Origin of the sequence: Corynebacterium mustelae (assembly GCF_001020985.1) — a bacterium.
Classification (GTDB): Bacteria; Actinomycetota; Actinomycetes; order Mycobacteriales; family Mycobacteriaceae; genus Corynebacterium; species Corynebacterium mustelae.
Window position 1 is genome coordinate 2,364,572 of the sequence record NZ_CP011542.1, and the last position, 14,647, is coordinate 2,379,218.

General features: G+C 53.5%; 14 protein-coding genes. 5 read left to right on the top strand and 9 right to left on the bottom strand.

All coding sequences use genetic code 11. From position 1 onward, the window contains the following. Positions 1-125: 125 nt before the first annotated feature. Positions 126-371 carry a type II toxin-antitoxin system Phd/YefM family antitoxin gene (locus tag CMUST_RS10470; protein ID WP_047262476.1) on the top strand — a complete coding sequence of 82 codons (246 nt, stop codon included), beginning with the start codon at positions 126-128 and terminating at the stop codon, positions 369-371. Positions 372-467: 96 nt separating this feature from the next. Beyond that, positions 468-638, top strand: a complete 171-nt coding sequence (locus tag CMUST_RS16375; RefSeq protein WP_236690203.1) for a type II toxin-antitoxin system RelE family toxin — start codon at positions 468-470, stop codon at positions 636-638. Between the two features lie 124 nt (positions 639-762). Here the strand turns inward: CMUST_RS16375 and CMUST_RS10475 are convergent, their stop codons facing one another. The 8 genes from CMUST_RS10475 to CMUST_RS10510 all read right to left on the bottom strand — a co-directional run bounded on the left by CMUST_RS10475 (position 763) and on the right by CMUST_RS10510 (position 11,107). Next, positions 763-954 carry a hypothetical protein gene (locus CMUST_RS10475; RefSeq protein ID WP_144414192.1) on the bottom strand — a complete coding sequence of 64 codons (192 nt, stop codon included), beginning with the start codon at positions 952-954 and terminating at the stop codon, positions 763-765. A 378-nt stretch (positions 955-1,332) separates the two neighbouring features. Then, the gene (locus CMUST_RS10480) at positions 1,333-1,704 is read right to left on the bottom strand and encodes a PH domain-containing protein (RefSeq protein WP_047262478.1); all 372 of its coding nucleotides are present in this window, start codon (positions 1,702-1,704) and stop codon (positions 1,333-1,335) included. A gap of 323 nt (positions 1,705-2,027) precedes the next feature. Next, positions 2,028-2,867, bottom strand: a complete 840-nt coding sequence (locus tag CMUST_RS10485; protein WP_047262479.1) for a hypothetical protein — start codon at positions 2,865-2,867, stop codon at positions 2,028-2,030. A 16-nt stretch (positions 2,868-2,883) separates the two neighbouring features. Beyond that, entirely contained in the window at positions 2,884-4,359 is a 1,476-nt protein-coding gene (locus CMUST_RS10490; protein ID WP_047262480.1) for a hypothetical protein, read from the bottom strand. Then, on the bottom strand, positions 4,356-7,649 hold the full coding sequence (locus CMUST_RS10495; RefSeq protein ID WP_047262481.1) for a DUF5682 family protein: 3,294 nt from the start codon (positions 7,647-7,649) through the stop codon (positions 4,356-4,358). Before CMUST_RS10495 ends, CMUST_RS10490 begins: the two co-directional genes overlap by 4 nt. Next, complete coding sequence (locus CMUST_RS10500) at positions 7,636-8,751, bottom strand: ATP-binding protein (RefSeq protein ID WP_047262482.1); 1,116 nt, start codon at positions 8,749-8,751, stop codon at positions 7,636-7,638. The genes CMUST_RS10495 and CMUST_RS10500 overlap by 14 nt, the downstream gene beginning before the upstream one ends. A 59-nt stretch (positions 8,752-8,810) precedes the next feature. Then, positions 8,811-10,211: a DNA polymerase IV gene (locus CMUST_RS10505; RefSeq protein WP_047262483.1), complete on the bottom strand. Its 1,401-nt coding sequence runs from the start codon at positions 10,209-10,211 to the stop codon at positions 8,811-8,813. Between the two features lie 44 nt (positions 10,212-10,255). After that, complete coding sequence (locus CMUST_RS10510) at positions 10,256-11,107, bottom strand: EamA family transporter (protein ID WP_047262484.1); 852 nt, start codon at positions 11,105-11,107, stop codon at positions 10,256-10,258. Positions 11,108-11,213: 106 nt separating this feature from the next. On the opposite strand from CMUST_RS10510, the gene CMUST_RS10515 reads away from it, so the two are divergent. The 3 genes from CMUST_RS10515 (at position 11,214) to CMUST_RS10525 (ending at position 14,039) form a co-directional block, all read left to right on the top strand. Continuing rightward, entirely contained in the window at positions 11,214-12,197 is a 984-nt protein-coding gene (locus CMUST_RS10515; protein WP_047262485.1) for an SGNH/GDSL hydrolase family protein, read from the top strand. Between the two features lie 41 nt (positions 12,198-12,238). Continuing rightward, positions 12,239-12,745 (top strand): hypothetical protein, encoded by a 507-nt coding sequence (locus tag CMUST_RS10520; RefSeq protein ID WP_047262486.1) that lies wholly within the window; start codon positions 12,239-12,241, stop codon positions 12,743-12,745. Positions 12,746-12,857: 112 nt separating this feature from the next. Further along, positions 12,858-14,039: an MFS transporter gene (locus CMUST_RS10525; RefSeq protein WP_047262487.1), complete on the top strand. Its 1,182-nt coding sequence runs from the start codon at positions 12,858-12,860 to the stop codon at positions 14,037-14,039. A gap of 9 nt (positions 14,040-14,048) precedes the next feature. Here the strand turns inward: CMUST_RS10525 and CMUST_RS10530 are convergent, their stop codons facing one another. After that, positions 14,049-14,636: an RloB family protein gene (locus tag CMUST_RS10530; RefSeq protein ID WP_158408225.1), complete on the bottom strand. Its 588-nt coding sequence runs from the start codon at positions 14,634-14,636 to the stop codon at positions 14,049-14,051. Positions 14,637-14,647 lie beyond the last annotated feature (11 nt).

Below are 14,647 nucleotides of genomic sequence, written 5' to 3' on the forward strand. Positions count from 1 at the left end.
CACATTCAGCCTTGAAGCCGAAAATATGTGGGTTTTCGAAACACGAAACTACGTGAGTGTTCAGCCGCGATGATTAGCTTCACGCACCCTGCCGCACAACGTGTACAAGTAGTACGCTAGGGGCAATGATGCACGTACCCCTTTCCCAATTCCGCGATAAACTAAGCGACTACATCGCGGCTGCGCAGCGCGAACCCGTAGTTGTCACGTCGCGTGGAGCTAGGCGTCGCGCAGTTGTGGTTTCACCTGAGTTTTACGATCAAGCAGTGCAAGCGATCGAAGAACAAGAGGATATTCGCGCAGCAACCGAAGCACGCAACGAGAACGGACGTGTCTTAAATGATGAACTCATCCGCGAACTAGGGATCTGATGCTTTACCTCTGCCCCACGAAATTAGCTAGGTCCCTTCTGGCGCACAAGCAATGAGAAAGCTTACAGGCTCACTGCCCTAAGAATTGCGAGCGCGATCGGCGAACTAGCAAACAACCCACGACCGCACGGATGCATTCAGCTTTGGGGCGGAAATGGTGAGTATCGCATAAGGGTAGGCAGCTATCGGATAATCTATGATATCCAAGACCAAGAGCTCATTATTCTTGTGCTCCGGGTAGGCCATCGGCGTGAAATCTATCGCTAAATACACACAGTTACTCAATCGATAAGACCGCTATCAATATGACGCGAACGCATCATATCTAATACCTAACACCTAATTTTCGTGCTTTATTGAAAGCACCATATGCCGCAGCTGCATTTTCCATTCAAGCTACGTCCGCATTATTCTGCGGATATCCACCATTCATACCGTGTTTCAGGACCCGGTGATGTTGTCCAGCTAAAGCCGAGGACATCAGCATTGCTGACGCCGCTAGATAATTGTGGGCAAATAAAACAACAATTGCAGCGATTCCCATAACGATTGAGCCGACAAGATAAAGGCGAGCTTCACTCATGACACCCATTAAAACACCACTACCACCTTTCCGCCAGGCGCAGTTTCATCAGGAGATCAGTGGCACCAGGATGGCTGCTTAAATTGTGTCTTAGATTCAAGGTAAAACAGATATCCTTATCCGCCATCTTCCAGCACACGACCACCACAGCACCCCTCCAACAAAAACCCAGCAACTGAATAAGCTTCGAAATCTATTGGAATGAAGGATTTCCTTGTAGCCGAAAGGGAAAATATCCACAGGGAGAAATAGTTGTTTATTCTCCCCTGTGTGTAGATACAACCAAAGCGCATAAACGATCACAACGGTGAATTCTAAATTTTACCCAACCACCCGCGATCAGTGTCCCGCCTGATAACACCAACAGTTTTCTACGGCTTAAGAAGAACCGAGAATGCTGTGAGCGATAAGCATGTCGAGGCGTCTAACGTCGAGACCTCGACCGATTTTGATCTTAATCTTGCCCGCCCGTGTCCATAATTCGACTTCCGCGTTAAAGTCCAAAGTTCCTGCGTTTTCTGTAGACCACATATTGATTGACGAATAAGGAAGAGAGTAAATTTCCACCTTTTTGCCACGCAATCCTTGGGCATCACGTACAATCAACCGTTTCGTTGTGAAAATCGCGCTGTCACGTAGTGTCTTAAACGCCACCACAGGCTGCTCGCCAGGTACCATCAGCCCTACAACATCAGCTGGGATCGGCACTTCTTCTATGAATGTCCACTCAGCGATTCCCGCCATCTCCATAGCTGCACTCCTATCAATTTTTCAGCAAAAACTCACTTGAACATTACTATATCCCTTTCACTGTGGCAGGGTTGCCAGATTTCGCATTTTCGCTATTTTTGCCTTCCTGAGCTACTTTTATCCACTAATGAGCATTTGAGGACGTCTCTAATTGAACCACCTAGCTCGCCTTTTGACACAACGATCGTTTCCCAGCCAGTTATCAACCATCAGTGAAACTCATCAATCGCAGCCCACTCGTACCAACCAAACAAAATAGCGTTGGCGTAACCGGCAAAATTTAAAAGGCATCGCGAAAGTCGCCCCAAACGGTAAAAATTTCCTTAAAGCACGCGGTCAGATATCAGCCTACAAAATTCCTCTTTCCCAACATGAATATTGGCGGTGGCGAGTTGCTGCGCGTTGCGGTCAAACCAGGTTTTATTAAAAATCACTTCGTCGTCGGATATTTTCATACTGGAAATATTGGAGGAATTGATGCCCAGTTCATCTGGTTGCGGTTCGTGACCTGTGATTACTATTTCGCCGATCACCTCTAATGTCGGAATGGTGATTGCGTAAAACCGGCCTGCATCTGTGCACATAACCGCGATGGAATCGGTTATTTTCCAGATATTCGTCAGACACGTTTCATCCAAGTCCTGGAATTCTCTTTCTATTTCGCATGTGAAGTCGGGATACGATAATACAGCGAGTTTTTCGTCATAGAAATCTGCACATATAACGTGATTTCCCACGCTAAACATGAACGTTAATTCCGGTCGAAATTCATACGCAGTGGTAAGTTTTTGGCCGTCGAATTGGACGCAATAATCTTGGCTACCGTCCTGCCCGGCCGCGAGAGAAATGACGACGCGATCGGCATCAGGAAGCGGGATTATGTCGATGGTGGAATCACCAAACGGGTCAGGTAGCGCGAGTGTTCCGAGCGTGGTTACGGTGGAATCCGCGACAGTAACCTGCACGGAATCGGCGTCCAGGCGGCTAAAAGTCCAGTGATATTGACGCTTGCCGCCGGGGCTGGTTTCGTCCGCTTCTTCGGTCACGCACACGGCAGTGTTTTCCGCTTCGTTGTTTTCACAATCGGAGTTGGTAAAAAACGTTGTTTTAGGGATTAACTCTGTTGTCGTTTCGGTGTATTCCGTGATAGAAATCGGCCGCATTATGATCCTTTTGGGGTTAATTGCCTAGGCAGTAAAATGCCAAGGCTGTGATGTGTGGGATCGTGTAGTGGGTGGCAATTCGTTCCAGCAACTCCGCCCCGGTGGGCGCATTCATCGCACGCAGCTGGGCCCGATCGGTTTTCAACTGCTCATGATGTACACCGGACTGGCCTTGAAGCGCGATGCGCTGTAACCACGAATAGACCACGGTTGTGGGACTGGGATCGATATAGCCTAACTCTTTGTTGGGGCTAACGACTGCGATGTCGGCACCGCGCCGGTCAAGGCCCGGAATAAGCCGAGTTTCGTCGATCCATACGGCTTTTATTATCCGGTCGTGGACAACCAGCGTGATGGTTTCGGCATCAAGGACATCCGCCACCAGTCCCGCCACCCCGCACTGAGTGGCGGTGCGACTAAAAAAGTAGTCGGAACCGGGACCGAATGATATTTTGGCGAGATCCGCGTAACTAGGAGTGCCGGTAACGGTGTCGACGCCGGGTATGGTTGCGACGTCGCCACAAGTAACAGCCCGGCCTTGGGCAGCGCGAATGTTTTTGCCTGATCCGATGCGGCCGTCCGTGCTCGCAGACCCGCCGGAAATGATGACTGTTCGGGTGGATAGCTCGGTGAAACTGGTGTTGATGTCGCCAAGCCGGACGGGACCGTGCCATACTTTGGCAACATCGTTGAGAGTCCCTGGCGGGGTTTTGCCCACTGTATATAGCTTCCCGGTTTTATCGGCCAAGGTCACCACTACGCCGGCAAAGCCAGAGTCGGTGACAACGGGCTCGGCGAAGATTGGGGTGAAGGTTCCGTCGTCGCGCCCTGGGGTTAGTTCGGTGTAGCTGCGTCGTGCCACACCGATGGTGGCGGGGTTGTCGGGTTGGTGGGAAATAAGGTGGGCGATTTGCAGGAGGTTTCCGAATGCCTGGGTGATCGCTTGTCGACGTGGCCCGGTGCGCTGGTTGCCGCCACGGATCCTGTTGCGAACCGTAACCACGGCTGTCAGGGCGCGTTCCAAGCGATAAAGCTTATGGGTGCGCGCATGGTGAACAGCGGCAACCAGCTGCGCGTAACTGAGCGGACTGAGCGCGGGCAATCCGTAGGTTATCAATTCCGTTAACACTGGTTGGATAAGATCACTTGCTGTACGCAACGCCGCTTGCTGTTCGGATGTCGATAAAGCCGGGACGGTTTCTTCCTGTGGCTTGCTGTCGGGTGTGGCTGCCGCGATTGGGGTGTCGTCAGCGACATCGGCGGCAAGCGCGACGGCCCCGCAGTGGGCACATTTAGGTGACAGCAAACAGTCGCAGGCTAATTCGTTTTCACTAAAGGTAACGGTATTTGTACCAATCGTGATCGTTAGGGGCGCATCGCTAATCGTCCACGTTTGGGCATCCTGCGCGAGTGCATCGGCGCGTTTCTTGAGCCGAGTGGGCAGGTCACTGATGATGTCATGGATTAGCTGCGCTGGTAATTGGTAGGTCACGCTAGCACCTCCGTTACCCACCTGGCCAGCTCCAATGGGGTCACTTGGGCAACCCGCATTCCGGCGCTGGCTACCTGTCGAGCCACTGCTTCGTCGTAAGTAGCGACACCGGAATCATCCAAGGCTGCGCAGCCTAACAGTTTCACCCCGTCGTCGTGGAGCCGCCGAACGGTATCAACTAGTCGATTGATCGAACCATATTCTTCAAAGTCTGTAATGAGAATGACTGCGGTTCGGGTGGGATTTTCAATAAGCGTTTCGGCATACATCAGTCCCTTGGCAATATTGGTTCCGCCGCCGACGGAGATTTCGAGTAACAACGCTAGTGGGTCTTCGACGTGGTCGCTTAAATCGATGACCTGTGTGTCGAAAGTGACGAAATGTACCTTTAGTGTGCGGATTTGCGTAAGAATCGCTGCGGTCATGGAGGCATAGATGGTGGAAGCTTCCATCGACCCGGAAACATCCACAACAACGATGATGTGCCACGGCGAAATTTTTGTCTGCGTCTGGTAAAACCTCGGATTGACTGGGACGATTGTGCGCCGATTATCGTGTTCCACGACGTTTGTGAGATTCGCCCGAATCGTCGCGGCCAACGCTAGCCTGGGGGATTTCTTCGTCGACGTTTTCACGTTGGTCAGTTGCGTCAGTGCGGGGCGGACCGTGGTGGCGAGTTGTTTACTCAACTCCGATACGATGCGAGCGACTATGGGGCGCAGTTTCGCTAACCGCGCTTCTGGTAATGCACCTTTCAAATTCAAAATGGTCTTCAACGAATCCACGCTAGGTGTCACCGAATCAGGGTCGAGTGCGGCCGCCACATCACCGCGCCCAGCTTCAAGTGCATCACCGAAGATTTCTTGAACCCCTTGATGCCCAAATAGTGACTCGATGTCTTCTTTCCATACCCGGGCGGAGATAGTGCCAGGCTTATGCCCAGCAGTTATTCGGCCATCACCAGGTGATGCGTCCCCATTCGGGCTAAAACCATAGAGTTCATCCAAGGCCGTCGCCATTTTCTGCGCTGTACCGGTTAGTTGATCCGGCTGGGCACCGAGGATCAATCGCCACCGGGTAGCTGGATCGAAGGAAAGGTCCATCAACCCTAAGGCGTCAAGAAGTTCCCGGGCGCGGGCATCTTCCGTGGCAAACTCTACGGCGCGCTGCGGATCAAGTGTCGTATCGATGTGCCCAATGCGTTCGTAGAGCCGATCAAGAAACGCTTCGCGCTCCCCCGCTGATGTCAGATCAAACGTGGATCTGAAACTTGGCAGCATATTTATGAATGCGCTGTCCGCGATGGTTTCAATGTTGTCGATAAACTCGTCAAGCAAATACGAATCCGGCCAGGCTGGCCCCAATGCGGAAAGGAATCCCACCAAGTATGGTTTCGACGCCTGGTCGGTCCACGATCCCACTAACGCTTTCGTATCGTCATCGGGGGCAAGCGCATAGGCAGCTCCTTGCATAAGCGTACTGCCATGCGTTTTCAACCGGTACAGTGTGTGTTTAAGCAGACCCGCGTATTCGGTGCCAAAGGACATCAAGTGCCCTAATGCCCTGGCATCGTGGGGATCAGTGGAACCGGCGATGCCATTAACGCTGGAAATAATGATCGGCGCTAATTCGTCGGCAAGGCTAACACACCGGTTTTTAGTGTCGTCTGCCAGCAACAGGGCGCCAGCGTCCGTAGCGGAGACCACCCCGGATAAAGTTTCAGCAACCGTAATGGCCTGATGCAGGCTGAGGGAATTGAGCCAATTCCGGGTTAGTTCTTGCACAACATAGTTGACCACCTGGTCAATTCCGCAGCCAATGGCAACCCCCAATGTTGTCAGCAACGTGTCCAGTGGCACATCAGGCTCATTCAATGTCACCAATAGAATATGGGCCACGGCTTGCTCCACGGTAACACCGTGCGCTGCGGCAAGATTGGTCGCGGTCTCCGCACCGGGACTCCACGTACAAGTAATCGTGTACCCTTGCGCCTTCAATCCGCGTTGGGTGCCTTCGGTTTTGTCGGTTGTGTACGGAATACCCAAAACCTCAAGCTGTTTGAACAACACGTGTCGTTTCAGCGCGGTGTGGCCGCTGAACGGATCGACCCTAAGCGTTTTTGACGGTTCTTTGATTTCCGACGGCAGTTTCACGGAAGCCAATTGGTGTTTGATCTCGACAACCAGTGCCGGGTGTGGTGCCGCTGGCGCAACCGAGCCCCTTTTATCGCCTACCAACACCTCTTGGAGCGCCTGGGCGACCGCACGACCTCGACCTAAGATTTCACCGTGGGCAAACACGGTGGTCACGGCCTCGATGGCTTCACGACGCCCCACGCTTGGCAATTTCCGCAAGCTGGCCAAGTCTAATGCGACGCGGACCGCTTCCATGGTCTCTCCAGTTCCAGCCGGATGACCTTGGTGCCGAAGCTCACGGGTGACCGATACCATCACGTCCCGAACAACATCCACCACTTCGGCGCGGCTTTTGCCCATAACTGCTTGTTGCCACCAGGGGTCCCGAATCCCAGCCGCGTACCCGGACCGGGAATCAAGTTGTGCGAAAGAATACGGAACAACCGAGGCAGTAACCAGTGACCAGTCGGTTTCCAGATCGGGGGTGGTGTCGTTCGCACTGTTATCGAGCAAGCCTAAACAGTGATATGATCCAACCACTACCAGTGTGACGCCAGGCAGCTTTCTAAGCGCCTGGCGCATAAATTTTTCCCGCCTTAAAGTGTGATAATCCGGCGGTTGTAGAAACCTAGTTGCAGCGCCCACCGCCAATGCTGCGGTTTGGATATTATGCCACGACTGCCCCACCGCGGCGGTTTCTACCTGTGTATCCCAGCTTTCCTGGCTGATAACCTCAGCTATGCGTTCTTGGTGTTCCTGAACTTCAATTTCGTCCTCACCGACACATGGATGTTTCGGCGCACCAACTGGCAAATCAATGGCGTGGACCGGGATGTTTCGCTTATGTGCCCACCGGATGATCGCAAGCTCGGGCGAAAAATCCGCAAACGGGTACAAGCACCCCGAGTGCGGGTCCCCCGTCACTGCCGCAGCAATGGCGATCGGCGCCGTGGTTTCGTCATGCGCTAGCCACGTGATGCAATCGTGGAGGTCGGCGGGTAATTCCACCGCGATTGCTTCGGGGTTCAGTTCTTCGGCGGCCTCCACCACCATGCGGGCGCATGCTGGCGAGTGATGCCGGATGCCGAAAATATTCTCGTGGTGCCCAAGCTGCTCCAATGCCGCTTCGAGATCATAAGGTTTAACTGATGTCATCGCGGTGTTCCCAGATAGTAGACCATGGCGAATTGGGGTTAGCCTTCGCCCGACGCTGGACGGCTTTATCGAAATAGGCAACGATCCGTTCGCTGTCCTTTTCGTCGTCTTTACGCACCGCACCGAGGATGTGCCCCGGGATCAGACCCAATTGGGTGCCAGAATCCGGAAAATAGGCCGATGCCAAGCTAATGGAGGTTGAAATAGCAACCGCCTCCGCCGTTGACATGACAGTTGATGGTTGGGCAACGCTCCACCCCTCTGAGGTGATGCCTGTTCTGAGGTCTTTAAAAATTGTGACCAACGTTTCCACCACTAAGTCGTCCACATCGACGATGGCATGGGCATCCGCTATTGCGCGCTGGGTTCGGCTTTTCACCAATGCGATTTCGGCAGCTTTGTCCGCAATCGGGTCGATGTGTTCAAAATTGAAACGACGTTTCAGCGCCGCTGACATCTCGGAAACGCCGCGGTCGCGCAAGTTCGCGGTGGCGATAACGCAAAAGCCTTCCCTGGCAGCCACGCTGTAATCGCCTAATTCGGGAATAGCTATTCGACGCTCCGATAATACCGGCACCAGGCTATCTTGAATCTCCGGTTGACACCGGGTAATCTCTTCGATTCGAGCCACTTTCCCGCTGGTCATCGCCGTAAGCACCGGAGAAGGCACTAATGCGTTGATGCTTGGGCCCTCGGCAAGCAGCAGTCCGTAATTCCAGCCGTATCGTAGTTGGTCTTCAGTGGTCCCCGCACTGCCCTGCACCGTTAGAGCTGATGTTCCGCTGATTGCTGCCGCCAGTAACTCCGACAGCATGGATTTAGCAGTACCGGGTTCGCCAACTAAAAGCAGCCCTCTGGCACCCGCTAGGGTAACCACGCACCGCTCCACTAACGCCTTGTCACCAATGAATTTCGGCGGAATATCCATGCGGGTGTTACCCGCTAACCGCAATCCAGCGGCACCGCAGATAAACGCCACGACCGCTTGAGGGGTCAGCTGCCAACCGGGAGGTTTCGGCCCATCATCCCACCGCCGTAAAAACTCGATTTGTTCTGCGTATTCATCTTCCGGCACCAGCATCTGGACATTGAGGTTTTCCATAGCGAATGATTGTAGTTTTCGCCCCCAACACGACGGGGGCGATTCTCCCCCTTTTGTGGTTACTCGGCTTCTTGCCGCATAAACCACTCGTCCCACTCCACACTGTCCAACGGATCACCCGCCTGTAATTGCTCATCGAACACGCCAAATGTTTTGGTAAAACTGTGTGTTGTAGTGCGAGTTTCAAACCGCACTGTCACTATCCCATGCCCCACCCCTTGAATCCAGCCGTGCCCAAATTCCGGGTGGAACACATCCTGAGTGGGAAACCACGTCACCGCCGGTTCCTCTGAGCTTTCGGTTTCCTCGGGTAGATCGATGGCAGTTTCGTGGGTGTTGTCGCCCCGCACCCCGGATTCCCAATCCGTTTCCACGATCGTGGTGGGTTTGACGAATTGCAGTTCCGGAAATAGCATTTCTTGGCTTGGCTTTTCCAGATTGGAAAACGACACCCCCACCAAGCGGATTGGCCCTACTTCGTCCGGGTACCGCACCAGAAGATCGACCATGCTGCGCAGTTGTGACTGGTCGTCGGTGGCATACAGCACGGATTGCGACCTGGATTCGATATGAAAATCCGCCAGTTTTAGCTTGACGCTGACAGTACGGGCTCCACGCCCATCGGCGATAAGGCGTCGAAAAGCGGCTGCGAAAGCTCGATCAACGGCGGTGTCAAGCTCGGTGCGGGTGATGAGATCCTTTGGGTAGGTATATTCCGCACCAATCGACTTCGCCTCCGCGCGGGGCGCAACCGGGGCGGTGTCGTTGCCGCGCGCAACATTCCACAGCGACAATCCGACCGCTTTACCCAGGCTGATTTCCACTTCCTTGGGCGGCAGCGCCGCAAAATCAGCGATGGTGTAAACCCCCATTCGCTGCAATTTCACCTCCGCAACCGGCCCGATCCCCCACAGTTTCCGCACCGGCAGTGGCCCTAAAATCTCTGCTTCTTCCGCGCGCGAAATCACGAACGTACCGTCGGGTTTGGCCATGCCCGACCCGATCTTCGCCGCTTGTTTACCCGCCCCGGCACCTATCGACGACGGCAACCCCGTCTCCGCTCTAATTGCCTCACGCAGCTCATTCGCCCACTGACGCACCTCATCCGGCGAAGCTCCGACCAAGGCAGGCGGTTCCATAAACGCCTCGTCGATACTGATCTGCTCAATCACCCCGGCACGCGCCGCCACCAACTGAAACACCCGGCGCGACACCATCGAGTACAGCTTGTGCCTGGGGCGTACACTAATTCCGCGAAACCCCACCAGGGCGCGGGCTTGGTGCATCGGCATTGCTGATCGTGCTCCCAGGGCGCGGGCTTCGTAGCTTGCCCCGGCGACCACTCCCCGCCCGGAGGTGCCTCCCACCAGCACAGGCCTACCCCGGAGGGTGGGTCTGGTGAGTTGTTCGACGGATGCAAAAAACGCGTCCATGTCGATATGTAACACCCACCGCTGCATAGGTTTAAGGGTAGCAATAGATACCAGGATAAAGAGCTTTTGAGCTATCTACGGACGATCACCGCAACGACGACTAAGGCGATACCGACCAGTTCAATTGCGGTGGGTAGCTGCCCGAGCATGACTGCGCCGCAGATAGTTGCCACCAGGGGCATGAGTGCAGTGAGTACCGCATATAACGAGGCCGACGATAGCCGCATGGCGACGATTTCCAATGAGCTTGGAATAACCGTTGATAAGACTGCAAGGCCGACCACTAATCCAATCATCGTAGCCGGGTCCATCGGCACCGAGGTAGGAAACTGAAATACCACCAGTGGCAAGGCGAATAATGCGCCATAGAGCAACCCAACCCCCAGCATTTGTTGGGTTTCTTTTCTGCCTAACAATACCCGCGACATTTTCAACCCAACGGCAATGTACATGCCCCACCCGGCCGCTGCACCTAGGGCAAATAGTATGCCACGGGCGTTGTCTGTCCACTGCGCTCCGGATAGCACAATCACCCCTGCTGCAGCTAATAGGAGTGCAACCCACTGTTGAATTTTTCGGCTTGCAACTGCTCCGACAACAATGGGCCCCAAAAACTCCACGGCCACCGCTGTCCCCAACGGTATTGTCTCAATGGCGTTGTAGAAACAAATATTCATCAACACCATTGATGCCCCGTAGGCCATCGCGAGCTTCGATTTATCGCCCACGAAGCTTTTAAAATGTGGGCGATAAATGATTGTCATTATCAACCCGGCGCAAAACACCCGCAGCCAGGCAACGTGGGTTGGTGGCAAGACGACGAATAATCCTACCGCAACAGCTGCACCGATATAGACGCTGGCTCCGCTGGCAATGATCAATCCGATAGGCGCCAACCTTTGATAAGTGGAGTTTTCAGTCACGGCGTCTAAGATTAGTAGGTAATTTTACCAATGCCTAAAACGAAAAAGCCGTGTTATCCTTGGCTCTTGTCGTTATTTACACATCAACTACATAGTTAAGCACATCATGAAAAAAGCCTTAACCTGCACTCGGTCGGCCGCTATTGCGGCAGCACTAGCTACTACCTGTGCTCTTTTGCTTACCCCGCACGCGGTACTGGCGCAACCCTTCCCACCTGAAATCAAGGAAGAACCGCTACCGGATCTAAACCTTGCGGAGCCAAAAAGTAATCCGGGTAAGTATCAGGCGGTGCCGCACGGTGGTGCACAATACGTGGCTTTCGGCGATTCCTACGCGGCTAACCCCAACACCGAGGAACAATACGAGGCACGCCAAGACGGCGATCCGTGCCGCTGGGGTGATAATTCCTACCCCATGCATCTATCTAAGAACTTCTCGTCCTTTTTCAACGCCACCTGCTCGGGTGCTGTGATCGAACAGGATTACTTCAAGGCTGCGCCGGTTACCGCACGGCTGAGCCAATTGGTGGATCGGGCGGAAAACGTACACGCATTAGGACCACAAACGCAGCTGGTAACCATAACCATCGGTGGGAATGAAGCGTGGTACGCTATCCGCGACTATGGTCATTTGGGTTCCTCAAAGATGATCACCCCTGCGGAATACAGCCGAAGGATCGGCCCGTCGATCGCCCGGATTCGCGCCCAGGCTCCAAACGCCCGGATTTTGCTCGTCGGCTATCCCGAGTTTGTCGGTGCGGACAACCGTTTGTGTTATATCGACACCACCCGCTACGGCTTCCCGCTAAAGATAGTGGTGCACGACCCAACCCAACGTACCTACATCAAAGCGTTAAATGATGCCATGCGCATGTCTGCCCCAGATCTTGGCACCGAATACGTCGACGTGTTCACCCCTTCCCAAGGGCACGGATCCTGTGTACCGGATGACCAACGGTGGGTAAAAAATCTGCTCGATGCCCCGGAGCGCGATCCGCACCTTATCCTTCACCTCAATGAGGTCGGCACTAAGGAACAAGCCCGGATCGTTGGTGAATACCTGAAATTGGATAATCTGCCACAGCTTTAATCGTCGACAAGCACTAGCACCAAACACGATAGGTTCCTACCATGGCTGCATCGGAGTATTGCCCTGGGGTCGCGGTCACCGATCCGCAGACCTCCATTCGGCTCTGCCGGGAACTTATCTATCGGTTCTTTCCCGGGAATATCCGCAGCTCTAAAGTGTGGATTGATCCGCACCTCTACCCAACCAAACAGTTTTCCTTCAAGCGTCCGTTTGCCACAACTGATGCGACACGGGTAACGCCCGCGCAGCTCACCGCATTGTTTCCGAGCGAAGAGCTCTACGTTCTTCCGCACCACCCGGTCGCAGGCGTTGAAAACACGGTGCTGCGCGCCTCTAGCTCTATGCTTTTCGACGCCCTCAGCGACCTCGATAATCCCAACAGCGCGGCTCTTTCCACCATCATGGAATGGGCGTATATCTTCGACCAGGATTTCACCCACTGTTTCTGGGTTTCCGACAGCACCATGCCGATTCAAACACCCACTGGAAATATCCATCAGGCGATCATGTTCATGTATTCCCCCTGCCAGATTCACAGTTCCCATTAGCGGTTCGCCCACAATTGCCTGCGGTTTTCATGAGGAAATCAGCATTCCCTTTTCCCGAAACCGCACTACAGACAGCTATTATTCACTAATTCTTTTTGTGGACGTTTTCGCTATGAGCATTATCAATCGGTTTTATACTTTCATTTTCAGTGCCAACCTTGTCGATGGAATTATCGGTGCCTACCTGCCGCTGGCTGCCGCCGCCAGCGGATCTTCTGCGTTGACCGTGGGGATCCTATCCTTCTTTTCGTTTCTTCCGTGGCTTTTAAGCGCCGTGATTGGTGTTTATGTTGACACCATTGGAAGCGCACGATTTTTGTTGTTAACCACCTATTTTCGCGCGGCAGCGTTACTGTTGGCCGCGGTTCTTGCCTGGGCGGTCGGTGTTTCCCTACCAGTGGCACTTAGCTGGGTTGTAGTGGCATTCATCATCGGATTGAGCGACATGTCGACGGATATTTCCGCACAAAGTCACGCCTTCCGCCTCAACTCTCCTGCCCGGCCGGAAACGGTCTACGGCGCAGTCGCTACTCTCCAAACCATCAGCGGCATGCTTATTGCACCAGCAGTTGCTGGAGTTTTGGCATCAACTTCGGTCATCCCTGTTATCGTTGGCGCTGCAGTTGTGTCGGCACTCCTCATTCCATTGGTCGCAGGCATCAGCACGCACAACGCGTTAGGACAACCGCAGTCTGCCCACACTAGTGGCTCAGTCATTCGAGATGCGCAAGCTGGATTAACCGAGATTAGAAATGACTCGTGGTTAGGTCGCACCGCTTGGGTCATTGCTGCGCTAAATATTGCATCTGCTGCATCAATGACAGTCGCTACCGTCTATATAGTTCAACACTTGGCACTTGATCCGGCCGGAGTTGGTTTTCTATTTTCTGCCATCGGCGCTGCTAGCGCCATGGGTGGTGTCCTGGCTGCCCGGTACGCGGCGCAGATAGGTTTCCGAAAAGCGGTTGTATTTGGTGGCACCGGAATCGCTTTAACATTATTCGCCCCAGCACTTAGCTCCACTATTTCCATCGTGGCATTGGTCTGGGCAATTGGCGCATTGTTCTCACCGTTTTTCGGCGTGAGTATTATCAGCCACCGGCAAAAGTCTTATGATCCAAGCCTAATCGGACGCATCAACGGCGCCTTTCAATTCATTGGCGTAGGAATCGCACCACTAGGCGGCATCATCGGCGGCGCCCTCGCCAGCATCATCGGTTTAGTTCCAACCCTGTGGCTGGTCGCTGGATTCGCCAGTTTCGCCATCCTAAGCGGAAGGCCGTGGCAAACATAGGGAAAACCGCTAATCCTCACTAAAGTGACGTTTCACCAAATCGAAGAAAACCGGCATTGCGGTAGACGGAACTGGCCCGATCTTGTTGGCTGCCGTCGTTTTACATTGTGTCTTTGCGTTTTCGCAGGCTACTTCATAATCCTGTTTCGGAAAATCAGGAGGTAAACTTTTCCCTTCCTTCATAAGCAACCCTTCTTTCTCGACAAGCTCCCTAATTTCTCTTTTAGTTGACGGGCATTTCTTAGACGAGTGCATAGCAAGCCAAACCTCAAAGCAAGGATTAGAGACGATAACCGTTATTCCTTCTTCCTGGGCTAGCCGCATGGCTTTTTCGAGTTTGTCTCCCCACTCATCAACATCAACTATGGCGAAACACTCAACAAATTTACTCCTTCCTTCACCATCACGCGCGTCTCTTTCTTCGATTGCTTTTTCGACGACACTTAGTGGATCTGGATTCCAATTGCCCTTTGCTCCTTTAGGGATACAGCGAATTGCTATCTTTTTGTCATTAAGTACTCGCCCTAAGTTTTCAAAGTATTGCGGTTCAGTGCAGGTACCTTCAGTAACAACCAGAACATGCTTATGCTCTGGCATATTGGGGCCAC

What these genes read in the sequence shown, in the direction of transcription:
- CMUST_RS10470 (WP_047262476.1), top strand. Translation starts at nt 126, where the DNA reads ATGATGCACGTACCCCTTTCCCAATTCCGCGATAAACTAAGCGACTAC.
- CMUST_RS10475 (WP_144414192.1), bottom strand. Translation starts at nt 954, where the DNA reads ATGAGTGAAGCTCGCCTTTATCTTGTCGGCTCAATCGTTATGGGAATC.
- CMUST_RS10480 (WP_047262478.1), bottom strand. Translation starts at nt 1,704, where the DNA reads ATGGAGATGGCGGGAATCGCTGAGTGGACATTCATAGAAGAAGTGCCG.
- CMUST_RS10485 (WP_047262479.1), bottom strand. Translation starts at nt 2,867, where the DNA reads ATGCGGCCGATTTCTATCACGGAATACACCGAAACGACAACAGAGTTA.
- CMUST_RS10495 (WP_047262481.1), bottom strand. Translation starts at nt 7,649, where the DNA reads ATGACATCAGTTAAACCTTATGATCTCGAAGCGGCATTGGAGCAGCTT.
- CMUST_RS10500 (WP_047262482.1), bottom strand. Translation starts at nt 8,751, where the DNA reads ATGGAAAACCTCAATGTCCAGATGCTGGTGCCGGAAGATGAATACGCA.
- CMUST_RS10505 (WP_047262483.1), bottom strand. Translation starts at nt 10,211, where the DNA reads ATGCAGCGGTGGGTGTTACATATCGACATGGACGCGTTTTTTGCATCC.
- CMUST_RS10515 (WP_047262485.1), top strand. Translation starts at nt 11,214, where the DNA reads ATGAAAAAAGCCTTAACCTGCACTCGGTCGGCCGCTATTGCGGCAGCA.
- CMUST_RS10520 (WP_047262486.1), top strand. Translation starts at nt 12,239, where the DNA reads ATGGCTGCATCGGAGTATTGCCCTGGGGTCGCGGTCACCGATCCGCAG.
- CMUST_RS10525 (WP_047262487.1), top strand. Translation starts at nt 12,858, where the DNA reads ATGAGCATTATCAATCGGTTTTATACTTTCATTTTCAGTGCCAACCTT.
- CMUST_RS10530 (WP_158408225.1), bottom strand. Translation starts at nt 14,636, where the DNA reads ATGCCAGAGCATAAGCATGTTCTGGTTGTTACTGAAGGTACCTGCACT.